Source organism: Streptomyces sp. NPDC002787, from assembly GCF_053592095.1.
In genome coordinates this window covers 202725-228966 of the sequence record NZ_JBSFVC010000014.1, presented here as the reverse complement: position 1 = coordinate 228966, position 26242 = coordinate 202725, and the positions used below count along the sequence as shown (strand labels likewise).

27 protein-coding genes are annotated in these 26242 nt (G+C 71.9%); 13 read left to right on the top strand and 14 right to left on the bottom strand.

Translation table 11 applies throughout. From position 1 onward, the window contains the following. Nucleotides 1-2: 2 nt before the first annotated feature. On the top strand, nt 3-1052 hold the full coding sequence (locus ACWD26_RS21405; protein ID WP_451272284.1) for a Zn-dependent alcohol dehydrogenase: 1050 nt from the start codon (nt 3-5) through the stop codon (nt 1050-1052). Here the strand turns inward: ACWD26_RS21405 and ACWD26_RS21400 are convergent. Next, nucleotides 1042-2112 carry a GlxA family transcriptional regulator gene (locus tag ACWD26_RS21400; protein WP_451272282.1) on the bottom strand — a complete coding sequence of 357 codons (1071 nt, stop codon included), beginning with the start codon at nt 2110-2112 and terminating at the stop codon, nt 1042-1044. The genes ACWD26_RS21405 and ACWD26_RS21400 overlap by 11 nt on opposite strands. Nucleotides 2113-2183: 71 nt before the next feature. On the opposite strand from ACWD26_RS21400, the gene ACWD26_RS21395 reads away from it, so the two are divergent. Then, nucleotides 2184-3551 (top strand): MFS transporter, encoded by a 1368-nt coding sequence (locus tag ACWD26_RS21395; protein WP_451272280.1) that lies wholly within the window; start codon nt 2184-2186, stop codon nt 3549-3551. Between the two features lie 35 nt (nt 3552-3586). On the opposite strand, the gene ACWD26_RS21390 is transcribed toward ACWD26_RS21395, so the two are convergent. From ACWD26_RS21390 to ACWD26_RS21365, 6 genes are all read right to left on the bottom strand, one after another. Next, the gene (locus tag ACWD26_RS21390; protein WP_451272278.1) at nt 3587-3886 is read right to left on the bottom strand and encodes a helix-turn-helix domain-containing protein; all 300 of its coding nucleotides are present in this window, start codon (nt 3884-3886) and stop codon (nt 3587-3589) included. A gap of 3 nt (nt 3887-3889) precedes the next feature. Continuing rightward, entirely contained in the window at nt 3890-4069 is a 180-nt protein-coding gene (locus ACWD26_RS21385) for a DNA-binding protein (RefSeq protein ID WP_451272348.1), read from the bottom strand. A gap of 248 nt (nt 4070-4317) precedes the next feature. Continuing rightward, complete coding sequence (locus ACWD26_RS21380; RefSeq protein ID WP_451272276.1) at nt 4318-5013, bottom strand: flavin reductase family protein; 696 nt, start codon at nt 5011-5013, stop codon at nt 4318-4320. Between the two features lie 65 nt (nt 5014-5078). Further along, on the bottom strand, nt 5079-5903 hold the full coding sequence (locus tag ACWD26_RS21375; protein ID WP_451272274.1) for an enoyl-CoA hydratase/isomerase family protein: 825 nt from the start codon (nt 5901-5903) through the stop codon (nt 5079-5081). A gap of 97 nt (nt 5904-6000) precedes the next feature. Then, entirely contained in the window at nt 6001-8247 is a 2247-nt protein-coding gene (locus ACWD26_RS21370; protein ID WP_451272272.1) for an acetate--CoA ligase family protein, read from the bottom strand. Between the two features lie 301 nt (nt 8248-8548). Beyond that, nucleotides 8549-9760, bottom strand: coding sequence for a flavin-containing monooxygenase (locus ACWD26_RS21365; protein WP_451272270.1), 1212 nt, complete (start codon nt 9758-9760; stop codon nt 8549-8551). A gap of 388 nt (nt 9761-10148) precedes the next feature. On the opposite strand from ACWD26_RS21365, the gene ACWD26_RS21360 reads away from it, so the two are divergent. From ACWD26_RS21360 to ACWD26_RS21345, 4 genes are read left to right on the top strand one after another with little or no spacing between them, the layout of a single operon-like run. Beyond that, nucleotides 10149-10598: a DoxX family membrane protein gene (locus tag ACWD26_RS21360; RefSeq protein WP_451272268.1), complete on the top strand. Its 450-nt coding sequence runs from the start codon at nt 10149-10151 to the stop codon at nt 10596-10598. Beyond that, nucleotides 10598-11074 (top strand): Zn-ribbon domain-containing OB-fold protein, encoded by a 477-nt coding sequence (locus ACWD26_RS21355; protein ID WP_451272267.1) that lies wholly within the window; start codon nt 10598-10600, stop codon nt 11072-11074. The genes ACWD26_RS21360 and ACWD26_RS21355 overlap by 1 nt, the downstream gene beginning before the upstream one ends. Nucleotides 11075-11098: 24 nt before the next feature. After that, a complete protein-coding gene (locus ACWD26_RS21350) occupies nt 11099-11731 on the top strand; it encodes a GNAT family N-acetyltransferase (protein ID WP_451272265.1) in 633 nt (210 codons plus the stop codon). Next, nucleotides 11728-12510 (top strand): class I SAM-dependent DNA methyltransferase, encoded by a 783-nt coding sequence (locus tag ACWD26_RS21345; RefSeq protein WP_451272263.1) that lies wholly within the window; start codon nt 11728-11730, stop codon nt 12508-12510. Before ACWD26_RS21350 ends, ACWD26_RS21345 begins: the two co-directional genes overlap by 4 nt. A 16-nt stretch (nt 12511-12526) precedes the next feature. Here ACWD26_RS21345 and ACWD26_RS21340 read toward each other — a convergent pair whose 3' ends face one another. From ACWD26_RS21340 to ACWD26_RS21330, 3 genes are all read right to left on the bottom strand, one after another. Continuing rightward, the gene (locus ACWD26_RS21340) at nt 12527-13237 is read right to left on the bottom strand and encodes a pyridoxine/pyridoxamine 5'-phosphate oxidase (RefSeq protein WP_451272261.1); all 711 of its coding nucleotides are present in this window, start codon (nt 13235-13237) and stop codon (nt 12527-12529) included. Between the two features lie 10 nt (nt 13238-13247). Next, entirely contained in the window at nt 13248-13673 is a 426-nt protein-coding gene (locus ACWD26_RS21335) for a pyridoxamine 5'-phosphate oxidase family protein (RefSeq protein ID WP_451272259.1), read from the bottom strand. A 96-nt stretch (nt 13674-13769) separates the two neighbouring features. Beyond that, nucleotides 13770-14993 carry a thiolase C-terminal domain-containing protein gene (locus tag ACWD26_RS21330; RefSeq protein ID WP_451272257.1) on the bottom strand — a complete coding sequence of 408 codons (1224 nt, stop codon included), beginning with the start codon at nt 14991-14993 and terminating at the stop codon, nt 13770-13772. A gap of 148 nt (nt 14994-15141) precedes the next feature. Here ACWD26_RS21330 and ACWD26_RS21325 point away from each other — a divergent pair, with 148 nt between their 5' ends. Continuing rightward, nucleotides 15142-16485, top strand: a complete 1344-nt coding sequence (locus tag ACWD26_RS21325) for an acyl-CoA dehydrogenase family protein (RefSeq protein WP_451272255.1) — start codon at nt 15142-15144, stop codon at nt 16483-16485. Next, on the top strand, nt 16485-16985 hold the full coding sequence (locus ACWD26_RS21320; RefSeq protein ID WP_451272253.1) for a nitroreductase/quinone reductase family protein: 501 nt from the start codon (nt 16485-16487) through the stop codon (nt 16983-16985). Before ACWD26_RS21325 ends, ACWD26_RS21320 begins: the two co-directional genes overlap by 1 nt. A gap of 196 nt (nt 16986-17181) precedes the next feature. On the opposite strand, the gene ACWD26_RS21315 is transcribed toward ACWD26_RS21320, so the two are convergent. After that, on the bottom strand, nt 17182-17829 hold the full coding sequence (locus tag ACWD26_RS21315; RefSeq protein ID WP_451272251.1) for a TetR family transcriptional regulator: 648 nt from the start codon (nt 17827-17829) through the stop codon (nt 17182-17184). 489 nt (nt 17830-18318) lie between these two features. Between ACWD26_RS21315 and ACWD26_RS21310 the strand changes: the two genes are divergently transcribed. From ACWD26_RS21310 to ACWD26_RS21290, 5 genes are all read left to right on the top strand, one after another. After that, complete coding sequence (locus tag ACWD26_RS21310; protein ID WP_451272249.1) at nt 18319-19182, top strand: VOC family protein; 864 nt, start codon at nt 18319-18321, stop codon at nt 19180-19182. A gap of 380 nt (nt 19183-19562) precedes the next feature. Then, the gene (locus tag ACWD26_RS21305) at nt 19563-21944 is read left to right on the top strand and encodes an outer membrane protein assembly factor BamB family protein (protein ID WP_451272247.1); all 2382 of its coding nucleotides are present in this window, start codon (nt 19563-19565) and stop codon (nt 21942-21944) included. Nucleotides 21945-22105: 161 nt separating this feature from the next. Beyond that, nucleotides 22106-22540 (top strand): VOC family protein, encoded by a 435-nt coding sequence (locus ACWD26_RS21300; RefSeq protein ID WP_451272245.1) that lies wholly within the window; start codon nt 22106-22108, stop codon nt 22538-22540. A gap of 138 nt (nt 22541-22678) precedes the next feature. Continuing rightward, the gene (locus ACWD26_RS21295; protein WP_451272243.1) at nt 22679-23185 is read left to right on the top strand and encodes a hypothetical protein; all 507 of its coding nucleotides are present in this window, start codon (nt 22679-22681) and stop codon (nt 23183-23185) included. Between the two features lie 11 nt (nt 23186-23196). Then, entirely contained in the window at nt 23197-23790 is a 594-nt protein-coding gene (locus ACWD26_RS21290; protein WP_451272241.1) for a hypothetical protein, read from the top strand. A gap of 3 nt (nt 23791-23793) precedes the next feature. Here the strand turns inward: ACWD26_RS21290 and ACWD26_RS21285 are convergent, their stop codons facing one another. Genes ACWD26_RS21285 through ACWD26_RS21275 form a run of 3 tightly spaced genes read right to left on the bottom strand, consistent with a single transcriptional unit; the run spans nt 23794 to nt 26168 of the window. Next, nucleotides 23794-24573, bottom strand: coding sequence for an enoyl-CoA hydratase/isomerase family protein (locus ACWD26_RS21285; RefSeq protein WP_451272240.1), 780 nt, complete (start codon nt 24571-24573; stop codon nt 23794-23796). Then, nucleotides 24570-24986, bottom strand: a complete 417-nt coding sequence (locus tag ACWD26_RS21280; RefSeq protein WP_451272238.1) for a Zn-ribbon domain-containing OB-fold protein — start codon at nt 24984-24986, stop codon at nt 24570-24572. The genes ACWD26_RS21285 and ACWD26_RS21280 overlap by 4 nt, the downstream gene beginning before the upstream one ends. 33 nt (nt 24987-25019) lie before the next feature. Continuing rightward, on the bottom strand, nt 25020-26168 hold the full coding sequence (locus ACWD26_RS21275; RefSeq protein ID WP_451272346.1) for a lipid-transfer protein: 1149 nt from the start codon (nt 26166-26168) through the stop codon (nt 25020-25022). Nucleotides 26169-26242: the final 74 nt, after the last annotated feature.

Here is a 26242-nt window from a genome sequence, read left to right as displayed (position 1 = left end):
CCATGCGCGGAGTGGTGTTCGACGGGAAGCGGGCCGAGGTCGTCGATGATCTGGAGGTCCGGGATCCGGGGCCGGGCGAGGTGCGGGTGGCCGTGGCGGCGGCCGGGCTCTGCCACAGCGATCTGTCGGTGGTGGACGGGACCATCCCCTTCCCCGTTCCCGTGGTGCTGGGGCATGAGGGGGCCGGGGTCGTCGAGGCGGTGGGCGCGGGGGTCGGACACGTCCGGCCCGGGGACCACGTGGCCCTCTCCACCCTCGCCAACTGCGGGACCTGCGCCGACTGCGACCGCGGTCGGCCGACCATGTGCCGTCGGGCGATCGGGCGGCCCACGCGGCCGTTCTCGAGGGGTGGGCGGGAGGTGTTCCAGTTCGCCGCGAACTCCGCCTTCGCCGAGCGGACGGTCGTCAAGGCCGTGCAGGCCGTACGGATACCGGAGGACATTCCGCTGACCTCCGCCGCGCTGATCGGGTGCGGGGTGCTGACCGGGGTGGGGGCGGTGCTCAACCGGGCGCGGGTCGACCGGGGGGACAGTGTCGTCGTGATCGGGGTCGGGGGGATCGGGCTCAACGTCGTGCAGGGCGCGCGGATCGCGGGGGCCGTGCGGATCGTCGCCGTGGACGCCAATCCGGAGAAGGAGGCGGTGGCGAGGCGGTTCGGGGCCACGGACTTCCTCACCTCCGTGGACGGTGTGCGGGACATCCTGCCCACGGGCGCCGACCACGCCTTCGAGTGCGTCGGCCGCGTCGAACTGATCCGCCAGGCCATCGACCTGCTCGACCGGCGGGGTCAGGCGGTCCTGCTCGGAGTCCCGGCCGCCACCGCCGAGGCCTCCTTCCTCGTCTCCTCCCTCTACCTGGACAAATCGATCCTGGGCTGCCGGTACGGGTCGTCGCGTCCTCAGCGGGACATCGCGCTCTACGCCGAGCTGTACCGGGAGGGCCGTCTCCTCCTGGACGAGCTGGTCACGACCACGTACCCGGTGGAGGACTTCGCGAAGGCGGCGGAGGACGCGGGACAGGGGCGGGTGGCGAGGGCGGTGCTCACCTTCTGACCGCCGGGTTCACACGCTCCTCGGTGGCGCCCGCGTGCCGCCCGGCAGCCCCCTCCGCCCTGAACGTCCGCCGGTACGCCGTCGGGGTCACCCCGAGTGTCCCCTGCAGGTGCTGCCGCATCGACTGAGCCGTGCCGAAGCCCGCGTCGTGGGCGACCTGGTCGATGGAGAGGTCGGTGGATTCCAGGAGGTGGCGGGCGCGTTCGACGCGCTGCTGGGTGAGCCACTGGCCGGGGCTGACGCCGACCTCCTCGCGGAAGCGGCGGGTGAAGGTGCGGACGGACATGGACTCCCGGGCGGCCATGTCGCGCAGCTGGATCGGTTCGTGGAGGCGGCCCAGCGCCCAGGCGCGGGCGGCGGTGGTGGTCGCGGTCTGCGGCTCGGGCAGCGGGCGTTGGATGTACTGGGCCTGCCCGCCGTCCCGGTGCGGCGGTACGACCGTACGCCGGGCCACGTCGTTGGCGACGCCGGTGCCGTGGTCGCGTCGTACGAGATGCAGGCACAGGTCGATCCCGGCCGCGACGCCCGCCGAGGTGAGGACGTCGCCGTCGTCGACGAAGAGGACGTCCGCGTCGAGCCTGACCTTCGGGAACAGCCGCTGGAAGTGCTCGGCGTGGTACCAGTGCGTGGTCGCCGGGCGGCCGTCGAGGAAGCCGGCCGCGGCCAGGACGTATCCGCCGGTGCAGATGGAGACCAGGCGGGTGCCGGGGCGGATGTGGGCGAGGCCGGCGGCCAGTTCGGGGGTGAGGACGCCGTCCTCGTAGACCGGGCCGAGCTCGTACGAGGCCGGGACGACGACCGTTTCGGCGGTGGCCAGGGCCTCCGGGCCGTTCTGGACGAGGACGGCGAAGTCGGCGTCCGTCTCCACCGGGCCCGGCGGCCGGATCGAGCAGGTGACGACGTCGTACAGCGGTCGTCCCGCCGTGTCCCGCGCCTTGCCGAAGATGCGCTGCGGGATGCCGAGTTCGAAGGGGAGCAGCCCGTCGAGCGCGAGCACGACGACGCGGTGGCGGGCCACGGGGGTGGGCCCGGCGGCGTCGGGGGTGCGTTCGGCGGTCATGGCCTGATCCTAGCGAATGCTGTCCCCTCGGCCACTCGTTCGGAATGAGCGCGGGTCGGAAGCTGGACGGCATGACCCAGACAGCCGACGACGCCACCACGCCCGCTGCCGCCGACTCCCGTACCGCCGCCGATCACGACTCCGTCGGGACCGGCCGACGTACGGCCGGCGGTCGTGCCCGTCGCACCCGTGTCCACCGCGCCTGGTTCGTTGTCGCCGTCACCTTCGTGACGATCATCGGCGCGGCGGCCTTCCGTTCGGTGCCGGGTCTGCTGATCGATCCGCTGCACGACGATTTCGGCTGGTCGCGCGGCACGATCGCGTCGGCGGTGTCGATCAACCTGGCCCTGTACGGCCTCACGGCTCCTTTCGCCGCCGCGCTGATGGACCGCTTCGGTATCCGCCGGGTCGTCGCGGTCGCCCTGACGGTGATCGCGGTCGGGTCCGGTACGACGGTGTGGATGACCTCGCCGTGGCAGCTGATGCTCTGCTGGGGCCTGCTGGTGGGCCTCGGCTCCGGTTCGATGGCGCTGGCCTTCGCGGCCACGGTCACCAACCGCTGGTTCACCGAGCGGCGCGGCCTGGTCTCGGGCGTCCTGACCGCCGCCTCCGCCTCCGGGCAGCTGATCTTCCTGCCCCTGCTGGCGTGGATCGTCTCCGAGTACCGCTGGCGGCCCGCCTCCGTCACGGTGGCCCTCGCCGCCCTGGTCGTCGTCCCCTTCGTCTGGCTGCTGCTGCGGGACCACCCGGCGGACGTGGGGCTGAAGCCGTACGGCGCGAAGGAGTTCGTGCCGAAGCCGGCGCCGGTGCCGGGGGCTGCGCGGCGGGCGGTGAAGGTGCTCTTCTCGGCGATGCGGACCGGGCCGTTCTGGCTCCTGGCCGGCACCTTCGCGATCTGCGGGGCCTCCACGAACGGCCTCGTCCAGACCCACTTCATCCCCGCCGCCCACGACCATGGCATGCCGATCACGGCGGCGGCCTCGCTGCTGGCGGTCATCGGGATCTTCGACGTCCTCGGCACGATCGCCTCGGGCTGGTTCACTGACCGCTTCGACTCACGGCGGCTGCTGGCGGTGTACTACGCGTTCCGGGGCATCTCGCTCCTCTTCCTCCCCATGCTGCTGGCGCCCGCCGTGCACCTCCCGATGATCTTCTTCATCGTCTTCTACGGCCTCGACTGGGTCGCCACCGTCCCGCCCACCATGGCCCTGTGCCGCGAGCACTACGGCGACGACAGTGCCATCGTCTTCGGCTGGGTCCTCGCCTCCCACCAGGTCGGCGCCGCCCTGGTCGCCTTCCTCGGCGGCTTCGCCCGCGACACTTTCGGCTCGTACGACATCGTCTGGTACGCCTCGGGCGCGCTGTGCGCGGCGGCGGCACTGATGGCGTTGGTGATACGGAGGCGGGGGGTGGGGAAGGCCGGGTTGGCGGGGGTCTGAAGGCGGAGCGCGGTGGCCCGCCGGCGAGGGGAGCCTCAGCCGGCGCGGTCGAGTGGCTCGAAGCCGACGTGGAGGCGCATGCGGAGGGCGACGGCGAACCGTTCGAGCAGAGGTAGCGTGGGCATGGTCCCGCCCGCCTCGAACCGTGCCACGGCCGGCTGTCGCATCCCGGCCGTCTGCGCGAGTTGCGCCTGCGTCATGCCCAGCGCCTCGCGCCGCTCCCGGACCGCACGACCCAACTCGAAACGGATGCGTGCGGCGTCGTACGCCTCCCGTGCCTCCGGCGATGCGAGAGTCTCGTCCCGCAGTTCGTTCCAGCTCCCGCGCTCACCCATGCATCACACCTCGTCCACTGTGTGCCGCTCCTCGACGCAGCGCACCCTCGCCCGCCGGGCGCGGTCGATCTCCGCGGTCTCGCGCATCCTCTGTTTGCGAAACGCCGTCAGCAGGATGATCCGCCGCCCGGAGGCGATCCAATAGGTGAGGCGGACCGCGTCGGTGTCCAGGTGGAAGCGCAGCTCGCGAAGCTTGCCGTCCAGCTGGCGCGAGTACGGCTCGCTGAGCAGCGGGGCCGCGATCGGCGAGCAGGTCGACGTAGAACGCGACCGTACTGCGATGCCCTGCGGACAGCCCGAGGAACCACTGTTCCACCTCCGGCTCCAGCTCTACTTCACCCCACGTCATAACAGCGACGTTATGAACAGGCTAGCCGGTGGGTTCGAGGATCGCGCGGCGTGCACTCGAAAGAGTGGGCCCGGCCGTGCGGTCAGGCCCTGAGCTCGCCGAATCGTCCTTTGTGGAACAGCAGCGGCGGGATCGCTTCGTCCGCCGCGCCCAGCGCCTCCACCCGGCCCACGACGATCAGGTGGTCGCCGCCGGGGTGTACGGCGTGGATCGTGCAGTCGATCCAGGCGGGGGCGCCGGTGAGGCGGGGGGAGCCGGTCGCGGGGGCCGGGGCGTGGGAGACGCCGGTGAACTTGTCCGTGCCGCTCACCGCGAAGCGCCGGCACAACTCGCCCTGATCTGCGCCGAGTACGTTCACGCAGAAGACGCCCGCGCGGGCGATGCGCGGCCAGGTCGTCGACGTACGGCCGACCATGAAGACGACGAGGGGCGGGTCGAGGGAGAGCGCGGAGAAGGACTGACAGGCGAAGCCGGCGGGGTGGCCGGCGGGGGCGTTGCCCGTGCTGTCGGTCGACGCGGGCGACGCGGTCGTCGGGGCGTCCCGGGCCGTCGGCGCCGTCTCCACCGCCGGGGCGGTGATCACCGTGACGCCCGTCGCGAAGTTGCCCAGTACGCGGCGGAACTCGGCCTGGTCGACCGGCGCGCGCTCGTCCTCGCCGACGCAGCGCAGCTCGGGGCGGGGCAGTGCTTCGACGACCGGCTGCGCGAGCGCCGTCCCACGGCCCCTGTCCGCCTTCAGATAGCGGACGGCGGCGGCTGCCATTCCCGCGTGTCCCATCACACCACCCATTGAAGCTGACGGGCCGTCAGAAGTGAAGCCCCGTAACGGTTCGCCCGGTGCCGTCAGCGGCCCTCGAAACGCGGTGGCCGTCGCTCCACGAAGCTCGCCACGCCCTCCTGGGCGTCCGCCGTCGTCATGTTGATCTCCTGCGCGGTGGCCTCGGCTGCGAAGGCGGTGGCGCGGTCGGTGTCGAGGGAGGCGTTGACCAGGTGTTTGGTCAGCGCCATGGCGCGGGTCGGGCCGGCGGCGAGGCGTTCGGCCCACTCGCGGGCCGTCTTCTCCAGGTCCTGGGCGGGGACGACACGGTTGACCAGACCGAGGCGTTCCGCGTCGGCGGCGGGCAGGGCGTCGCCGAAGAACATCAGCTCCTTAGCCCGGTGGGGGCCGACGAGGCGGGGGAGGAGATACGCGCCGCCGCCGTCGGGGACGAGGCCGCGCCGTACGAACACCTCGATGAAACGGGCCCCTTCCGCCGCCAGCACGAGGTCACAGGCGAGGGCGAGGTGCGCGCCGAGGCCGGCCGCCGTGCCGTTCACCGCAGCGATCACCGGCTTCTCGCAGTCGAGTACGGCCGCGATGAGCCGCTGCGCGCCGAGCCGGATCACGCGCGCCACATCACCGGCCACGCGTTCGCCGCCGACCGTCGCGCCCCGCAGGTCCGCGCCCGCGCAGAAGCCGCGGCCCGTCGCGGTGATGACGACCGCGCGTACGGCGGGGTCGGCGGAGGCGTCGGCGAGGAGTTGGATGAGGCGTTCCCGCTGGTCAGGGGTGAGGGCGTTCATCGCCTCGGGACGGTTGAGGGTGATCCACGAGACCGCGTTGTCAGTGGCGTGCCGTATCAATGTGTCACGGGATTTTTCGGGATGTTCGAGGGGGGAAGCGGACATGTGGGTGCTCCGGTTCTTACGGGGAGTGATGGCGGTCCTGGGCGTCCTGGGTGCGACGGTCCTGGGTGTGTGGGGTGCCTTCCGTGCGTGTCGGCGCTCAGCGGCACACGGCCAGCGCGTCCAGGGCCACGGCCCCCTGCCCCCTCGGCAGCACCATCAGCGGGTTGATGTCCAGCTCCGCGATCTCGTCGCCGAGTTCGAGCGCCATGCGCTGCACGCGGAGCACCACCTCCACGAGGGCGTCCACGTCGGCCGGGGGAGCCCCGCGCACCCCGTCCAGCAGGGCCCGCCCGCGCAGTTCGGTGAGCATGGCGCGGGCCTGGTCCTCACCGAAGGGCGGCACGCGTACGGCGGAGTCGCGCAGCACCTCCACGAGGACGCCGCCGAGCCCGACGGTGACCGTCGGCCCGAACAGGTCGTCATGGGTGACGCCCACGACCATCTCCACACCCCGCTCGACCATCTGGCACACGAGCACGCCGTCCAGGGAGACATCTTCGTAGCGGGCGAGGTCGGTCAGTTCGCGATAGGCGTCGCGGATCTGGCTCGCGGAGGTCAGGCCGATCTTCACCAGGCCGAGTTCCGTCTTGTGGGCGATGCGGGCGCCGGAGGCCTTCATCACCACCGGGTAGCCGACGAGGCTCGCCGCGCGTACGGCCGCCGCCGCGCTGGTCACCAGCTGCTCGCGCGGCACGCGTATCCCGTAGGCGCGCAGCAGCTGCTTGGCCGCGTGCTCGCTCAGCTGCTGCCCCGGCCGCATCAGCGCCTTCGCCTTGCGGAAGGAGGGAGAGGGGGAGCGCGGTGCCTCGTCGAAGGGGGAGCGGTAGGCGGCGGTGAAGCGGGTGTGGTCGAGGTGGGCGCGGACGGCGGTGATGCAGTTGGCGAAGGTACGGAAGGTCGCCACCCGGGACGATCCGAGGAGCGTCTCGCGGTACGCGGCCTCGGTGCCCACCGGCGAGCCCCACACCACGCACACCAGCTTGTCCGTCCGCTCCGCCGCGGCCACCAGGTCCTGGGCGAGCTTGTCGCTCATCGGCGGGAAGGGGCCGGTGATGGGGCAGATCAGCACCCCCACCGCCGGGTCGTCGAGGATCGCGTCGAGGATGCGGGGGCCACGCCAGTCGCCCACGGGGTGGCCGCCGTTGTCGACGGGGTTGGCCACGCTCAGATAGTCGGGGATCCACTGGTGCAGCTCGGCCTGCTTGGCCGCCGAGAGGGTGGGCAGGGGCAGTCCGGCCTCCGTGGCCAGGTCGGCGAAGTGCGCGCCCGTACCGCCGGAGATCGAATAGACGACGACGCCCTCGGGCCGGGTCGATCCAGGCGTCCGTGGCCGTCGCGCCCGCGCCAACAGGGTGGCCGTGTCCTGGAGTTCGTCGAGCCCGTCGACCCGTATCACCCCGTACTGCCGCATCGCCGCGTCGACCACCGCGTCCGCGCCGGTCAGCTTGCCGGTGTGGGAGGCGGCGGTGCGGGCGCCGGTCTCGGTGCGGCCGACCTTCACGGCGACGACGGGCACACCGCGCCGGGCGGCCCGGTCGGCGGCGAGGAGGAAGGCGCGGCCGTCCTTCAGGCCCTCGACATAGGCGGCGATGGCGCCGACCTCGGGGCGTTCGGCGAAGTAGGAGATGAAGTCGGCGGTCTCCAGATCGGCCTCGTTGCCGGTGGGGGCCCAGTGGGAGAGGCGGATACCGAGTTCCTGGAGGGAGAAGACGGGGCGGCCCTGGTGGCCGGACTGGGTGATCAGCGCGATCGCCGGGCCGTCGAGGTCGTCGCGGAAGCGCTCGAAGGCGTTGAGGTTGGTGTTGGGGCCGAGCAGCCGCAGACCGTCGGAGCGGGCCACGGCGGCGGCCAGCCGCTCCTGGGCGGCGGCGCCGTCGGCGCCGGTCTCGGCGAAGCCGGAGGCGAAGGCGATCGCGAACTTCACCTTGGCCTCGGCGAGTTCGTCGATCACGGGGAGGGGGTCGGAAAGGAGCAGTACGGCGAGATCGACCTGTTCGGGCAGGTCGGCGATCGAGGGGGAGCAGGGGATGCCGAAGACCGACTCGCGGGTGGGGTGCACGGGGTGCAGCCGGGCGCCGACCCGTTCGGACCAGGCGAGCAGCTGCCGGGTGATACCGGTGTTCGGCCGGCCCTCCGCGTCCGAGGCGCCGATGACGGCCACGGACGCGGGGCGGAAGAAACGGTCCAGATCGGGGACGTCGGCGTACAGCGGGCGCCCGCTGACGTCCAGGTCGCCGGCCTCGGCGGGCCTGCCGTGCACGACCTGCGCGGGATGCTCGCCGCAGGCGATGGCGCGGGCCCGGCGGGAGTCGGTGGTGAGGGTGCCGTGGGTTGATCCAAGCATCGGTCCGCCCGCTCCTGTGTGACAGCCAATTCAGTGACGTGACGCGGTGGCGCGATGACGTAGTCACGTATCTGACGCTACGTCAGATTTCAGACTACTGAACTGACCCTGCGTCAGGAATGGGTGTGCGAGCAAAGTTACGCGGCAGTAAGGGAGTTGTACCCGCGCGGGGCGGCGGTCAGACGTCCTCGGGCCGGGCTGTCCGCCGCACGGCGGACCAGCCTCCTCATGGACCACGGCCGGGCTCATGTGCGGTGCTGGGAGCCGAGGTGATGGCGCCCGCCCGGTGTCCGTCGGTCGTTCAGCGTGCGGTGCGGATGCGTACGGTGATCGCGTCGCGGGTGGCGACGCCGCCCGTCCTGGCGATCCTTCTGGCGATCTTCTCGGCGTCGAGGGCGAGTTCGCGGAGCATGCCGCTGATGGGGTTGGTGAAGCCGGTGAAGTACAGGCCGGGGGCGTTCTCGGGGGAGTGCGGGCCGTGCACGACCGGCTTCCCGCGTCCGTCCAGGACGTCGAGGTGCCCGACGAGCCCCTCCAGGGCGCGCCGGTAGCCGGTGGCGGCGATCACGGCGTCGGTCTCGATCCGGGTGCCGTCGCCGAGGAGGACCTTGCCGTCGTCGAAGCCCTCGACCGGGCCGACGATCTCGACCTTCCCCTTGCGTACGGCGTCGATGAGGCCGACGTCCTGCACGGGGAGGGCCCCCTCCTTCACGCGGGAGTAGAGACCGGTGTCGGGCCGGGCCAGGCCGCGGGCCGAGAGGTCCGGCACGCTGAGCTTCGCCAGCGGCTTGGCGAGCCGGTCCACGAGGGCGACGGGCAGCCGCCGTACGAGGACGCCCGTGTACTGGGCCGACCAGCCGGCCGTGGAGCGGCGCACGATGTGCGGGGCCGTCCGCACCGCGAGCCGTACGCGCCGTGCCCCGCCCTCGACGAGGTCGACGGCGATCTCGGCGCCGGTGTTGCCGATGCCGACGACCAGGACGTCCCGGCCGGCGTAGGGCTTGGCGTTGCGGTACTCGGAGGCGTGCAGCAGGCCGCCCGTGTACGTGTCGCGGCCCGGCCAGTCGGGTACGTGGGGCGTGTGGTTGTGGCCGGTGGCGACGACGACCGCGCTGCCGGTCAGTTCGCGGCCGCCGGTGGCGTGCAGCAGCCAGCCGGTGCCGTCCGGGGCCCGCTCGATACGGGACACCTCGACGCCGGTGACGATCTCCAGCTGGTGCACCTCGGCGTACTTCTCCAGGTACCGCACCAGGTTGTCCCGCGACACCCACCGGCCGAAGCGGCGCGGCATCGGCAGGCCGGGCAGTGCCGACAGCCGCCGGGTGGTGTGCAGGTGCAGCCGGTCGTAGTGCCGCCGCCAGGACGCCCCGACCGCGTCGGACTTCTCCAGGACGACGGCCCGCACGCCCTGCGCCCGCAACGCGTACGCGACGGCCAGCCCTCCGGGGCCGCCGCCGATCACATAGACGGGGCGGTCCGAGGCGGGTGTCGCGGAAGCTCTGGAGTCGGCCATGCGCCCGAGCGTATTCGCGTGCTTACTTGATGGGTCTCGGTCAAGCCCGGAATTGGTTGCGGATTGATCACGGATGTAGGAGGTGCGGGTGGGGTCTGTGGCGTAGGTCTCTTGGTGTGGGGAGGTGGTGTGGTGGCGTACCTGGTGACGGTGCGAGGCCGGTCGAGGCTTCCACCGCCCCCGCCTACGCTCCTTTGCGCGGCCGTCCTCGCCGGGGAGCAGCAGGTCGCCACGGACTCACGTCCGAGCTCTACGGGCGGGCCATGCCGTTCGGGTTCGTGCCCTGGCCAGGTCCTTCGGCCGGTCCGTGCCCCTTGCGCATCCACCTCCCGTCCGCTGAACTGACGTACCGTCAGAAACCCCACGCGGATGCGGAAGGGCGGCGTCGATGGACACGATCTGGCTCTCGGGGGCCGAATGGCTGGCCGTCCTTCGTATCGGACTCGGGCTGTGGTGGCTGGAGAGTTGGCGGCACAAGGACAAGAAGGCCTGGTTCGAGCAGGGGGCCGGGATCGCGTGGGCGGCGGGAGTGGCGGAGAAGCACCGGTGGGGGGCGGTGCGAAGCGGGTTCGACGTGGTGGTCAGGCCTCGGCCCAAGACCATGGCGTATGTCGTCGTCTACGCCGAACTCGCCCTCGGACTCGGCCTGATCCTCGGCTTCCTCACGCCGATCGCGCTGGCCGGCGGGCTGCTGCTCAACATCCTCTACCTCGTGCTGATGATCCACGACTGGGCCGAGCAGGGGCAGAACTCGATGATGGCGCTCATCTCGGTGGTGGGGCTGTTCGGGATGTCCTGGCAGACGTGGTCCGTCGACAGCGCTCTGGGGTTGTTCTGATGGGGACGGCGGGGAGCGGGAGTGGGGGCGGCGGGGGCGGCGCCGGGCGGTTCGATCTGCCGGAGGCCGACGGGTTCAGCCGTACGTACTGGGACGCGGCCGCCGAGGGGCGGCTGCTCCTGCGGCGCTGCGGGGCGGTGGGCTGCGGTCGCGTCCACCACTATCCGCGCGAGTTCTGCCCGTACTGCTGGAGCGAGGACGTGCGGTGGGAGGAGGCCTCCGGGCGGGCCACCCTCTACACCTGGTCCGTTGTCCACCGCAACGACCTGCCGCCCTTCGGGGAGCGGACGCCGTACGTCGCCGCGGTCGTCGACCTCGCCGAGGGGCCGCGGATGATGACCGAGGTTGTGGGGTGGGGGGATGAGGGAGAAGAGGGGGGAGAGGGAGGCGGGGGGTTGTGTGTGGGGGTGGAGTTGGACGTGGTGTTCCGGGAGGTCGGGGAGTTCGCGGTGCCCGTATTTCGCGTGCGGCGGTGAGATGGTCCGCGTTTCAATGGGGGCGTGAGCCGTACTGATGAGCGACCCTCTGATCCTTTCCGCGAGTCGGCCGCCGCGCCCCGGGGCGCTGGGCCACTCCACGACTACGGGCTGCGGCTGTGTCACTGGGACCCCGAGTCCGACGCGGACGTCGAGGCGTGGTTCCGGGGGCGCGGTGATCCGGATTTCCGGCGGTGGAACACGCCCACGGTCCTGGACACGAGCCTTGAGGGCGCCCGGGAGTCGCTGCGGCAGCGGGCCGAGTCCGACGCCGAGGGGAAGAGCGCGGCCTTCCGGGTCACGGACGCGGAGAGCGGGGCGACACTCGGACAGGTCGGGCTGAACTCGATCGACAGGCACATGCGCAGGGCCGTCGTCGGCTACTGGGTGCTGCCCGAGGCCCGTGGCCGCCGCGTCGCCACCCGCGCCCTCGACGTCGCCGCCCGCTGGGCCTTCGCCGAACTCGGCATCCACCGCATCGAACTCGACCACGCCGTCGGCCATGCCGCGTCCTGCCGTGTCGCCGAGCTGTGCGGGTTCCCCTACGAGGGCACCCTGCGCGGGGCGTCCTTCGCCGAGGGGACCCACGACGCGTTCCGGGACGCGCACCTGCATGCCCGGCTGGCCACCGACCCCGCGCCGGGAGGCGTGCGATGAGCACCGACGACACCCTCAGCGGTCTCGACGACCCCGATGACCCCGACGGCCACTTCGGCGAAGCCGTCGCCGCGCACTACGACGACACCGCCGCCGAGATGTTCGGCCCGGAGGCCGTGGAACCGGTCGTGGAGCTGATCGCCGGGCTCGCGGGGGAGCGGGGCGAGCCTCGCGCTCTCGAATTCGGCATCGGCACCGGCCGTATCGCCCTGCCGCTCGCCCGTCGGGGCGTTCCGGTGCACGGGATCGACATGTCGCGGGCCATGGTGGAGCGGATGCGGGCCAAGCCGGGCGGCGAGGACATCGGGGTCACCATCGGGGACTTCGCCACGACACAGGTGGACGGCCCCGGCTTCACCGTCGCCTACCTCGTCTTCAACACGATCAACAACCTGACCACGCAGGACGCCCAGGTGGACTGCTTCCGTAACGCCGCCGCGCATCTCGTGCCCGGCGGCTGTTTCGTGATCGAGGTCGGTGTGCCGGATCTGCGGAGGCTGCCGCCGGGGCAGAACGCGGTGCCGTTCCGGGTGGGGCCGGAGCGGCTGGGGTTCGACGAGTACGACGTGGCGACGCAGGGGATGCGGTCGCACCACGTGATGGTCGTCGACGGGCGGACGGTGCGTCTGTCGGTCCCCTTCCGGTACGTCTGGCCGGCCGAGCTGGATCTCATGGCCCGACTGGCCGGGATGCGGCTGCGGAACCGGTGGGCCGGGTGGCGGGGGGAGCCGTTCACGAACGACAGCACCAAGCACGTGTCCGTGTGGGAGAAGGTCTGAACGGCCGACGAGGCGGTCAGGGCCACAGCAACTCGGTGGCCCAACCGCCCTCCTCCCGGCGGTAGTCGAGCCGTACGTGCCGTCGCCGCGCGTCGCCCTGGAAGAACTCCACCTCGTCCGGCTCCACGACGTACGCCGTCCAGGACGGTACGGCCACGTCCGGCTCCCGCTCCGCCCGCGCCCACGCGGCCTTTGACGCGCGCTCCAACTCCTCGTACGAGGACAGGACTTCGCTCTGGCGGCCCACGAGGGCGGCGGCCAGCGCACCCGTCGAGCGGGCGTGCAGATCGGCGTGGGCGACCTCGGCGGGTTCGACGGTGACCCGGCCCCGCACCCGTACCTGGCGGCCGAGGAGCGGCCAGTAGAAGCCGAGCGCCGCGTACGGGCGGGCCGCCAGCTGCCGGCCCTTCCGGCTGCTCGCGTGCGACGCGAAGTGCCAGCCCCGCGCGTCCACGTCGTGCAGCATCACCGTACGGGTGTCCGGCCGCCCCTCCGCGTCCGCCGTGGCCAGCGACATCGTGTGCGGCTCCACCTCCCCGGCCCCCACCACCTCCCCGAACCACGCGGCGAAGAGGGCCACCGGGTCGGCGGGGGCCGAGGCCGGATCGAACAACGGCAACGCGCTGACCTGCGGATCCCACACCCGCAGCCGTCGCAGGATCTGCACGAACCCGGACGGCCGGGAGTCGGGGTGGGGCGGAGGCGGAGGAGACGCGTCGGCACTCATGCCCCGATTGTCACACCGTGCCCAGGTCGGACGAGAGCCAGTGTTCGGGGCGCATGTGGATGACGACCTGTTCGCCGTGGTTCTTGCTGGCGAAGTCCATGTAGCCGTCCACCTTTTCGGCCGGGAGGTAGCGGGACGAGATCTCGCGCAGGTGGTCGGGGGTGGCGGGGGTCGTGCCGGTGACGGGGCCCTCGACGGAGACGTAACGGATGGTGGGTTCGAGACGGTCGACCATCAGCGAGAAGCGGCCGGCCGCCTGGATCAGTCGGTTCTTGCGGGTGTCCAGCCCGGTCATCACCCAGACCTCGCCGCCGGGTTCGTACTGGTACCAGATCGGCACCGTCAACGGCGCCCTTCCCTCCCCGGCCGCCACCGCCAACGCGGCCACATGCGCCTCGGCCAGAAACTCCTCGCGCTCCTTGCGGGACAGTGCCATGTGACTTCCTCCGGAACCGCTCGATGGGGACGCCTTCGTCTGCCATTCGATCGGTTCAGCCAGCCGGCGCCACGTCCTATTCCGCCGGAGACGGTCTCATCCCCGTCCCAGCACCACCGTTCCCGAGGAGCAGAACCAGCCGCCCGTGCCCGAGGCGACCGCCAGGCGGGGCAGGTGGCCGTCGGCGGCTCGGATCTGGCGGTCGCCGGCCTCGCCGCGCAGTTGGCGTACGGCCTCGACGAGGAGGAAAAGGCCGCGCATGCCGGGGTGCTGGGCGGAGAGGCCGCCGCCGTCGGTGTTGACGGGGAGGTCGCCGGTGAGGGTCAGGCGGTTCTTCTCGACGAAGGCGCCGCCTTCGCCCTTCGCGCAGAAGCCGAGGTCCTCCAGGGTCACCAGGGTCATGTACGTGAAGGCGTCGTAGATCTCCGCGAAGTCGATCTCGGCGGGGCGCACTCCGGCGCGTTCGAAGGCCAGGCGGCCGCTGACCGCCGCCGGGGAGACCGTGAAGTCGGGCCACTCGGACATGGTGGTGTGGGAGGTGTGTTCGCCGGTGCCGAGGATCCAGACGGGGGTCGTCGGACGGCAGTCCCGTACGTACTCCTCGGCGGCCAGCAGGATCGCCGCACCCCCGTCGGAGCGTATGCAGCAGTGGAGCTTGGTGAACGGGTCGGCGATGGGAGGGGAGGAAAGGACGTCGTCGACGGTGATCGGCGTGCGGAACATCGCCCCGGGGTTGGCGGCCGCGTTCACCCGGGCCTGTACGGCGACGGAGGCCAGCTGTTCCAGGGTCGTGCCGTACTCGTGCATATGGCGGCGCGCGGCCATGGCGTACTTGGCGATCAGGGTGTGCCCGTAGGGGACCTCGAACTGGAGGGGGCCGCGAGCCCCGAAGGAGAGGTTGCCGGTGCGGCGGCCGGCCTTGATGTCCGCGCGGGCCGTGGAGCCGTAGACGAGGAGGACGACGTTCGCGTGCCCGGCGGCGATCGCGTCCGCCGCGTGCGCCGCCATGACCTCCCAGGTCGAACCCCCGACGGACGTGGAGTCCACCCAGGTGGGCCGCAGGCCCAGGTACTCCGCCACCTCCACCGGCGCCAGCGTCCCCAGGCCGGCCGACGCCAGTCCGTCGATGGCCGTGCGCTCCAGCCCCGCGTCGGTGAGCGCCCGCCGGGCGGCCTGCGCGTGGAGCGCGTACGGGGTCGCGTCGTCCACCCGGCCGCACTCGGACAGCGCGGCCCCCACGATCGCGACCTTCCGGCCGCCGCCACGAGAGGCCGCGTCATGACGGCGACCGGTACCGGGTGCGACAGGCACAGGAGTCATAAATCTGACGGTACATCAGATCTGGAGGGGTGGGGCCCTGTGCTTCGGTCGCCTCCCGCTCTAATATGACGACCCGTCAGATCATGTCAGTGGTCAGATCATGTCAGTGGCCAGGCAGGTGGTCGAGGGAGAAGAAGGGGGGCCGCCCATGGATGCCCGCTTCACACCCGAGCAGGAGGAAATCCGGCGCACGGTACGGGAGTTGCTGCTCAAGCGCTGTGGTCCGGAGGAGGTCCGGACGGCCGTGCGGACGGGGGAGGGGTACGACGGCACGCTGTGGGCCGCCCTCTCCGACCAGCTCGGGCTGCCGGGGCTCGCCCTCCCCGAGGGGTGCGGCGGCGTCGGCTGCTCGATGACAGAACTAGCCTTGGGAGTAGAGGAGTTGGGGCGCGTACTGGCTCCCTCGCCGGTACTGGCCACCTCCGTCCTCGTCGCCCCCCTGATCCTCGCCCTCGGTACCGAGCGGCAGCGCGCCGAGCTGCTGCCCCGCCTCGCCTCCGGGCGCCTCACCGCCGCCCTCGCCGTACCGGGCCCGGCCCTCACCACCGCGCTGGCGCTGACCGGCTCCAACGGGGGCGAGTGGGCCGGCGGCGGCCGGGCCGGCGGGGTCCAGGCGCGACGCGTTGGGGACGGCTGGCGGCTCTACGGAGAGGTCGTGCAGGTCCTCGACGGGCACAGCGCCGGCATGCTGGTCGTGGCCGCGCACGCCGGGGGGTTCGCTCGCTCGCGGACGCTGCTGTTCCTCGTACGGGCGGAGGCCCAGGAGAGGGGCACGGGCCCGGGGCTCGTGCGGGTGCGGCAGACCTCCGTCGACGAGACGCGGTCGATGGCGCGGCTCGAACTACGGGATGTGGCAGCGGAGTTGCTGGGCGCCGATGACGAGGCCGATGTGCCGGCGGCCCTCGCCGACGTCGGGGACGCGGCCGCCGCCGTACTCGCCGCCGAGGCCGTGGGGGCCGCCGACCGGGCGTTGGAGCGGACCGTCGCGTATGTGCGGCAGCGGGAGCAGTTCGGGCGGCCGATCGGGTCGTTCCAGGCGGTGAAGCACCGGCTCGCGGATGTGTATGTGGGGGTGCGGGCGGCCCGGTCGGCGGCGTACTACGCGGCCTGGGCGGCTGCTGCCGCCGGGCACCGGGGAGAGCGCGGGGAGCGGGTCGGCGGCCTGGCGCTCGCCCAGGCACTGGAGGCGTTGCGGGCCGCCGCCGGGGAGGGGATCCAGCTGCACGGGGGGATCGGGTTCACCTGGGAACACGAGGCGCAGCTGTACTTCAAGCGGGCCGCCGGCGACGAGCTGCTCTTCGGACCGGTGCACCGGCTGCGGGCGTGGGCGGCCGACTCGGCGGGGGTCTTCGCGGGCGACGGGCGGGGCGTACGGGGCGTACGGGGTGTACAAGGCGTACGGGATATACATGGTTTACGTGATGTACAGAACGTACGGGATGCGCGGGATGTGCGGGATGTGCGGGACGTACGCGAGGAGGTGCGGGGCTGATGGCTTCGAAGAGTGCGGAGGGGATGAAGGGCATGGGCGTGCGGCTGGTGCAGAAGGTGTCCTCGGCCCCGGCGTTCGCCCGGGTCGCGCCGCACGTCATACCCGCGCTGGACCGGGCCGTGCACCGGGTCACGCGGGGCAGGGTGCTGCTCAGCGCGCAGCTGCTGCCCGGCGTCGTCCTGACCGCGACCGGCGCGCGGAGCGGGGTGCCGCGTCGTACGCCGCTGGCCTGTATGCCGGAGCGGGAGGGCGGCAGTTGGGTTCTCGTCGGGTCCAACTTCGGCCGACCCGGCCATCCCGCCTGGAGCGCCAACCTGCTGGCCCACCCCGACGCCGAGATCAGCTGGAAGGGCGAGGACATCCCGGTGACCGCGCATCTGCTGCGGGGGGAGGAACGGGCGGTCGTCTGGAAGGAGTTGCTGCGGTTCTGGCCGCCGTACTCGACGTATCAGGCCCGGGTGGACCGCGAGATACGGGTGTTCCGGATCGTACGGCGCTGATGGCCTTCCGGCCGCCGTGGCGGTCTCACGTCGCCCCGGCCCCTCGGGGCTTTCCGGCCCCCTCAGTCTCTTCGGTTCCTCGAAGTCACCCCGGCCCCTGAACGCGACCGGCGGCACGCCCCGTTACAGGGTGCCGCCCGCTTGACAGGATTCGCGTCCGGGGGGCGGGCCGGCCCGGGGCCGCTCCCGCTCGTGGCTACCTCGTGGGCTTCTTGCCGGTGATGCCAAGGTGGACCAACAGGGCCAGGTTCGGCTTCAGTTCGGCCTGCTTGACGCCCCAGGTCTGGAAGCCCTTCTGGTGCGAGGAGACCGAGGCGAGCATGGCGACCAGGGACCCGGCGAGGGCGCCGGGGTTGACGTCCTTGTCGACCCGGCCCTTGGCCTGCAGCTCGGCGACCGTATTCGAGAGGGAGTTGGTGACCGAGTTCAGGATCTTCATCCGGATCTTGTAGAAACGTTTGTCGCCCTCGGCGGCGCCCAGGTCGACGACGCGCAGGATGGCGTCGTTCTTGCGCCAGAACTCCAGGAAACCGTCGACGAGTTCCTGGGCGGTCTGCCAGCCGGCCTTGCCGACCCAGGAGCGGCCCTCCAGGAGGCGCGTCAACGTGGCGCCCTCGGTGGCCATTTGCTCGGCGATCTCCAGGACGGCGCCTTCGACGTCCGGGAAGTACTGGTAGAAGGTGGCGGGTGAAGTCCCCGCCTTCCGGGCGACATCAATGACTTTGACGTCCCGGTAGGGCGACGAGCTGAGCATCTCGCTGAGGCAGTCGAGCAGCTTCTGCCGGGTCGCCTGCCCTCGTCGGCCGGCCACGCGGCCGTCGACGGTACGCACTTGTCCTGTCATGCCGTCAGCTTACCGAGGGGTGATCGGAGCGCGATTCGGCCGACTGCAAATGGGGAGCAATGGCCTCACCAAGGGGTTCGTGGGGTGAGTGCGGGGTGCGTTGGCGGGTTTCTTTCGCCCCCGCCGCCCCTACCCGTCCCATCCCCCAGGGGCGCTGCCCCTTCGACCCCGACGGGGTGCGTTGTTCGGGTGCGGGTTCGTGGGGCTTCTCGCGCAGTTCCCCGCGCCCCTAAAAAACCAGGCCCTGCGGGCCTGGAGACAACGGCCCTGCGGGTTGAAAAGCTTGGGGCGCAGCCCCTGCTTTTCAGGGGCGCGGGGAACTGCGCGAGCAACCCCCACTCACCCGCACCCGCCCACTCACCGGCACCCGCCCACTCACCGGCACCCGCCCACTCACCGGCACCCGCCCACTCACATGCACCCCCGCGCTCTCAGGCGCCCGGGCCCCTCTGGCGCGCGCCCCGCGTGAGGCGCCGTTAGTTTGGGCCTATGGCCGATGAGACGGGAGTCGCCGCCGGGGCGGGAAGCGTCCCGTACCCCGAGGGCGTTCCCTGCTGGGTGGACGCCCAGCTGCCCGACGTGGAGGCGGGCAAGCGGTTCTACGGCGAACTCTTCGGGTGGACCTTCAAGGTGGCCCCCGGAGACGGCGCCCACGAAGTGTGGGCGTACCCGGCGGGTACCTCCACCCCGCTCGCCGCCCTCGCCCCCAAGCCCGACGGCCGGCTCCCCACTGTCTGGACCGTCCACTTCGCGACCCCGGACGCCTTCGCCCTCGCCGCCCGGATCACCGCGGCCGGCGGGCAGGTGATCACCCCGCCGACCCCGGTCGGCACACTCGGCACGGCCGCGCTCGCCACCGACCCCGAGGGCGCCGTCTTCGGCCTGTGGCAGGCCGGTACGCACCACGGCTTCGGGCTCCGCCACGAACCCGGCACCTTCACCTGGGCCGAGCTGTACACCCGGGACACCGAGGCGGCCAACTCCTTCTACGCCGACCTCTTCCACGACGCGCTCTTCGGCCCGGACGCGGCCCCGGACTTCGGCCGGGCCACGCTCACGGACGTCTTCCCGGTGGAGATGCCGCCGCACTTCCTGGTCCACTTCGGCACGGAGGACTGCGAGGCCGCGCTCGCGACCGTCACCCGGCTCGGCGGCCGCGTCCAGGTGCCACCCTTCGACACGTCGTACGGAAATGTGGCGGTCGTCACGGACAATCAAGGCGCGTCGTTCGCGCTGCTCCAGCGGAGGGACGGAAACGGCTGGCGGGAGCCCTCGCGGGAGGCGGATCAGGCGGAGCAGCGCCCGGACGAGCTGCGGCAACAGGGGGACGACCAGCGCGAGGACGAGGCCTGACGGGCGGGTGGACACGGGCCGGCCGGGCCGAGGACGACGGCTGACCAGCGAGAAGAGGGCAGCCGACCGGCGCGGGGGTGAGGGCCGGCCCTCCGGGGTGACGGGGGTGCCGAGGCCGCCGGGTGGGCAGACATAGGGGGTTGTGCGCCGGTGGTACGCCGCTCGCCGCGCTGTCCCACCATCCGAGCTCCCGCTTCCCGGGAGGCGGACAACGTGGTTTTGTCCTGAGACACCCCGATCCGCTCCCGGGTTAGCAACCTGCCCCCGGTAGCAGGAAGAATCGGGGTGCGTGCCGCCATGGCGGTGCGGTGGTGAGACGCTGCACGGGGTCGCGCGCACAACGTGGGTGACGCGGTCCGTACGGGGAGGTGGCAGGGCAAGTGGTGGATCAGCTGACGCAGCACGATCCGCGGCGGATCGGGCCGTTCGAGGTGCTGGGACGGCTGGGTGCCGGCGGTATGGGGCTGGTCTATCTGGCGCGCTCGGCGTCGGGTCGGCGCGTGGCGATCAAGACCGTGCGGACGGAGCTGGCCGAGGACCAGCTCTTCCGGGTGCGTTTCACGCGTGAGGTCGAGGCGGCCCGCGCGGTGTCCGGTTTCTACACGGCCGCCGTGGTCGACGCCGACCCGCGCGCCGCCGTGCCGTGGCTGGCGACCGCGTACGTCCCCGCGCCCTCGCTCGAGGAGATAGTGAATGACTGCGGTCCGATGCCGGTCCAGGCGGTGCGCTGGCTGGCGGCGGGTGTGGCCGAGGCGCTCCAGTCCATCCACGGCGCCGGACTCGTCCACCGCGACCTGAAGCCCTCCAACGTGCTCGTCGTCGAGGACGGTCCGCGTGTGATCGACTTCGGCATCGCGTCCGGCGTCTCGAACACGCGTTTGACGATGACGAACGTAGCCGTCGGTACGCCCGCCTACATGTCGCCCGAGCAGGCGAAGGACTCGCGCAGCGTCACCGGCGCGAGCGATGTCTTCTCGCTCGGTTCGATGCTCGTGTTCGCCGCCACCGGGCACGCGCCGTTCCACGGGGCCAACCCCGTCGAGACCGTCTTCATGCTGCTGCGCGAGGGCCCCGACCTCTCCGGCCTCCCGGACGATCTGCGCCCCCTCATCGAGTCCTGTATGCAGATGGACCCGACGGCCCGCCCCAACCCCGCCGACCTCCAGGCCCAGCTCGCCCCCCACCTCTTCGGTTCCGGCTCGGACGACAGCGGTACGGCGTCGGCGTGGCTGCCGGAGAAGGCGGTGAGCCTGATCGAGACGCGCCGGGGCGGACGCCCGGCGCCCAAGCCGCAGCAGACCTCCGGCGGGCGCAGCGGCGGCGGTAACGGTGCCGGAGCGGGCGGTGGGCGCCCGCCGGCCCCCGTACCGCCGCCCCCGCCCTCGTACGACCCCGCGCCCGTGTCCCCCGTCTCGCTCGGCGCCCCCGACACCGGGCCGGTACGGCTGGCCGGCGGCCAGGTGCCCATCGGGCCCGGGCCGCGCGTCGCCGACGCCCGCGCCGCCGCCGTGAAGGCGCCCCCTCCGGAGGCAGGCCTCGCCGCCTCCTGGTCCCGGCCGCGCGCCGGCGTGAACGGCGCCGACCCCGCGCCCTCCGTGACCGCCCCGCCCGCCGTTCCCGAACCGGCCGCCTCCGGCTGGCGCCCCTGGCGTTTCCGCATGTCGAACGACGTCTGGGGCACCCCGTCCGTCGCCGACGACCTCGTCTACGTCACCTCCTTCGAGGTGCACGCCCTGGACGTGGCCACCGGCCGGCGCCGCTTCAAGACCCGGGACGTCGCCTGGTCGATGGCGGTCGCGGACGGCCGTATCCACGCCTCCGACGGCCCGACCCTCTTCGCGCTCGACGCACGCGAGGGCGGCGACCTGTGGCGGCTGTCCACGGACGCCTGGGTGTACTCCCTCAAGGCCGACCGGGGCACGGTGGTCACCGCGACCCGGGGCGGCGGCGTCCAGGGCTGGGAGGCCTCCAACGGGCAGAAACTGTGGGAGCTGACCGGCGCCCAGACCGACTTCGAGTCCCCCGAGGCGGGCACGGTCGTCCAGGACGGCACGGTCTACGTCTGGAAGGACGCCCGGCTGCGCGCGCTGGAGGCCCGTACGGGTGACGAGCGCTGGTCGTACCCCATCGGGGACGCGGCGTCCTGCGGCGGGGTCCCGGTACGGCTCACCCCGGCCTCGGACGGCTATGTGTATGTCGCCGCCGGCAGCCGCGTCCTCGCCGTCGACATCGCGAGCGGCCACGTCCGCTGGCACTTCGAGGCGCCGGCGGTGTTCCTGTCCGCGCCGACGTTCGCGCCGGGGCCGGCGGTGACGGGCGGCGGGGTGTACCTCGCCGACTACCTCGGCACGGTGTACGCCCTCGACGCGACGGACGGGCGGGACCGGTGGAGGATCGCGACGGAGTCCCGCTCCTCCCTGGAGCCGGTGCTCGTCGCCGCCGGGCACGTCCATGTCGGCAGCGGCAAGGGGCTGTACACCCTCGACGCGGTCACGGGGACGCCGAAGTGGCGGTTCCAGGCGGGCGGGGAGATCGTGGGGGCGCCGTCGGTGGCGGAGGGCCGGATCCACTTCGGCTCGACGGACCACCTGCTGTACACGCTGAAGGCGGACGACGGCCGGTTGCGGTGGAAGCTCGCGACGGGCGGGGAGATCACCGGCTCGCCCGTGGTCAAGGACGGTGTCGTGTACGCGTGCAGCAAGGACCGGTGCGTGTACGCGCTCGACGCGGAGAAGGGGACGGGGACGGCGCGGACGCCCTAGGGCGCGCTAGGGGTCGGGTGCCTCGGGTGCCCTGGGTGCGTGGGCGGGTGCGGGTTCGTGGGGCTTCTCGCGCAGTTCCCCGCGGCCCCTGAAAAGCAGGGGCTGCGGCCCCGTGCTTTTTTGATGAGGCCAAGGACGGCGCGTTCGGTTATGGTGCGCCGATGTCATCGATCAAGCAGTTCCAGGTCACCTTCGACTGCGCCGAACCCGCGCGCCTCGCCGGCTTCTGGTGCGAGGTGTTGGGGTACGTCGTACCGCCGGTCCCGGAGGGTTTCGCCACTTGGGAGGAGCACCATCGCTCGCTGCCTCCCGAGAAGCAGGTCGTCTACTTCGCGTGCAGTGATCCCTCGGGTGTGGGCCCGCGCCTGCTCTTCCAGCGCGTTCCCGAAGGGAAGGTCGTCAAGAACCGGGTGCACCTCGACGTGCGGGCCGGCACGGGACTCGTGGGTGAAGAGCGCCTCGCCACCCTGGAGGCCGAATGCGCACGACTGGTCGCGCTCGGCGCGGTCCACGTACGAACGCTGCTCGCCGATGAGGACAACGAGTCGTGCATCCTGATGCAGGACATCGAGGGCAACGAGTTCTGTCTCGACTGAGCAACCGTTCCACAGCGGTGACGGACTTGGCGCGACCGGGCCACGCGGCGCTGTTAGGGTGACGTGCGCCTGTCAGCGGAAGTGATCCGGTTTGCGGGTGCGACACCAAATCGACGCTACTCAACGGGGGTTGAGCAAGTGCAGTCTCGTCATGTCCGGGCCGTCGCGGTCTTCGGTATCGCCGTCTTCGCGCTCACCGGGGCCCGTGGTTCCGGCGGCGGCGGATGCTCCGGCGGAAGTTCCTCGTCCAGCAGTTCCTCCAGCTCCAGCGGTGGCAGCGACAGCAGCAGCACGACCACCACGGGCGGGAGCACCACCACGGGGACGGGCGGGTCGTCCAGCTCCAAGGGTGCCGCCAGGGACCTGAAGATCGAGACGTGCGAGTACGACAACGGCCTCGTCGCCCGCGTCCGTGCCACCAACAGCAGCTCGACCAGCACGTACACCTACAAGTTCGAGGTCGAGTTCACGGACGCGGACGGCAAACACGTCGCCACCACCGACGGTGGCGTCATCCGGTCCGTGCCCGCGGGTTCCTCCGACGTCCTCACCGTCAAGGTCGTCGAGGGCTCGGTGGACGACACCGCCTTCGCGGGAAGTGGCGGCACCTGCAAGCTGACCAAGCTGTCGCGGACCGCCGAGTGAGGAGGCCGTTGATGCGCGGACAGACAGGGACACGCGGACTGAGGTTCGCGTCGATGGCGGTGATCGTCGTCCTCGCGCTGACCGGGTTCTCGACGGGACGCGGTTCCAGCGGGGGCGGCGGTTCCAGTGACGGCGGCAGCGGCGGCGGCTGCAGCTCCTCGTCTCAGGACCACGACACGTCCTCGTCCTCGTCCTCGGGCGGCACGTCCGGTCTCGGCAAGAGCGACGACGACTACGACGATTACGGCGACGGCTATGACGACCCGTACGACGACGGCTATGACGACTCGTACGACGACACCACCGGCCAGCCCCAGGAAACCGAGGAGACGCTGGAGGACGCGCAGGCGGAGCTGATCCGCTGCGCTACGGCGAAGGCCCCGTACGCGACGGTCAAGGTGTGGAACCGCAACACCACCGAGGGCGCCTTCAACGTCACCGTGATGTTCGAGGACGCGAAGGGCCGGATGTCCCTCGGCAAGGTCGAGCGGGTCACCGTGCCCGCGCAGGACACGGTGACCGTGCGGATCGAGGTCGGTGACGACGACCGGGCGAAGCTGGTCGACCACTGCTCGGTCGAGGAGTCGGCTCCGCAGGCCGACTGACCGTTATCGCATCCGGAACCCACCCGGGCGCCGCGCGGCGAACAACTCCGCCTGCCGTTCACCCGGCAGGTTGCCCAGCGACACCAGATGCGGGGCGAACGCCAGGGCGTGCGCCCTCGCCGCTTCCCGGGCCGCCCAGCAGGCCCGGACCGTGCCCTGGACGGCCTCCGGCGGATACCCGGCGATCACCTCGGCGCACCGCACGGCCGCGGCGACGGACTCGCCGGGGTCCGTCACCTCCGACACCAGGCCCACCTCGTACGCCCGGCGCGCCGACATCCGCTCGGCGGTGCCCATCAACGCCATCCGCGCGGCCTCCCCGTACGGCATCCGCTGGGCCATCAAAATCGACTCGAAGGCGCTGACCATGCCGTAGGTGGTGTGCGGGTCGAAGAAGGTGGCGGAGGGGTCGGCGACGAGGAAGTCGGACTCGCCGAGGAGGTAGAAGGCGCCGCCGCACGCCATGCCGTTCACGGCCGCGATCACCGGTTTCCAGAGGTCGTTGGATTTCGGGCCGATCCTGAGGAGGGGGTCCTCGATCGTGTACGGGGAGTTCGGCTGCGGTACGGCCGTCACCGCGTCCCGGTCGAGGCCCGTGCAGAAGGCGCGGCCTCCGGCGCCGGTCACCACGACGGCACGTACCGTGTCGTCGAACCTCAACTCACGCCACGTCCCGGTGAGTTGATCCGCCGTCGTCAGGTCGATCGCGTTCAGTTTCTCCGGGCGGTCCAGGGTCAGGACCGCCACGCCCGTGTCCTTGTCCGTCGCCGTGCGCAGGGTCACGGCCGCTCCAGTACCCATTGGGGCAGGCCGGCGTCGGTGAAGACCACCTGGACCCGCGCGCCGATGCGGAGGCGCTCGACCGGGACCGAGTCGAGGCGGGCGCCCGGCTCGCTCACCAGGTTGCCGACGAGGCGGATGCGGGGGGCGTCGGTCAGTTCGACGAGGACGACGTTGTACGGGGCCTGCTCGGCGTAGTCGGGGAGGAGCGGGGGGTGTGGGAGGACGTACGACCAGATGCGGCCCCGGCCGCTGACCTGGCGCCACTCGGTGGCGAAGGACCGGCAGTGGGGACAGCAGGGGCGGGGCGGGAAGCGGAGTTCGCCGCAGTCGGCGCAGGCCTGGACGCGTAGTTCGCCCTGGGCGGCGTACTCCCAGAAGGGGGCGCCGTCGTCGTCCACGACCGGTGTCAGCATCTCCTCAACTCCCCATCCTTTGGCGCGACTTGTTCAGTTCCTCAGTAGCAGGGCGGAGGTCGGTACCCCTTCGCCCGCCGTCACCAGACAGCTCGACGCCCCCGGTACCTGCGCGGTGCTCGTGCCGCGCAGCTGTCGTACGCCCTCGGTGATCAGGTTGAAGCCGTGGACGTAGGCCTCGCTGAGGCCGCCGCCGGAGGTGTTGAGGGGCAGCCGGCCGCCGGTCTCCAGGGCGCCGCCCTCGGTGAACGCGCCGCCCTCGCCCCGGCCGCAGAAGCCGTAGCCCTCCAGGGAGAGGGGGATCAACGCCGTGAACGCGTCGTAGATCTGGGCCACGTCGATGTCGTCCGGGGTGAGGTCCGCGTGTTTCCAGAGGTGGCGGGCGGCGGTCCAGGCGGGGCCGGTCAGCGGGTCGTCGTTCCAGTAGTTGACCATGCCGTGGTGCTGGGCGGGCAGGCCCTGGGCGGCGGAGTGGACGTAGACGGGGGTCCGGCGGCAGTCGCGGGCGCGCTCGGCGGAGACGACCACGCACGCCAACGCCCCGTCCGTCTCAAGGCAGTTGTCGAAGAGGCAGAGGGGCTCGCTGATCCAGCGGGAGTTCATGTACATCTCGCGGGTCAGCGGGCGGTCGTACATGATCGCGGCGGGGTTCTGGTTCGCCCTGTTGCGGCAGGCCAGGGCGACGTTGAAGAGGTGGTCGCGGGTGGTGCCGTACTCGTGCATGTGGCGGCGCGCGAGCATGGCTATCTCGTCGGCGGGACGGAGCAGGCCGTACGGGCGCGTCCACTGGGCGGGCGTGGGGAGTTGGACCGTGGTGTTCTTCCACGGGCGGGGGCCCGAGCCGCGTTTGCGCGAGCGCCAGGCGACCCCGACCGTGGCCTGTCCGGTCGCGATCGCGGCGGCCAGGTGCGCGACCGTGGCGCACGAACCACCGCCGCCGTAGCCGACCTTGCTGAAGAAGGTGAGGTCCCCGAGGCCGAGCGCCTTGGCCACCTCGACCTCGTCCGTCTCCTCCATCGTGTACGAGGCGAGCGCGTCGACCTCGTCCGGCGCGATCCCGGCGTCGTCGAGTGCGGAGAGGATCGCACGGCACGCCAACGCCCGTTCGGAATCCGTTAGTTGCTTGGCGAAGGGGGTCTGGCCGATGCCGACGATCGCTGTCGCGTCCTTGAGTACGGCCATGGGAGCCATGAGGGCACACCTCCGCACCGGGGCATGGGGTCAGGGGCTGTCCGGCACGTGGCCGACTGCTGACA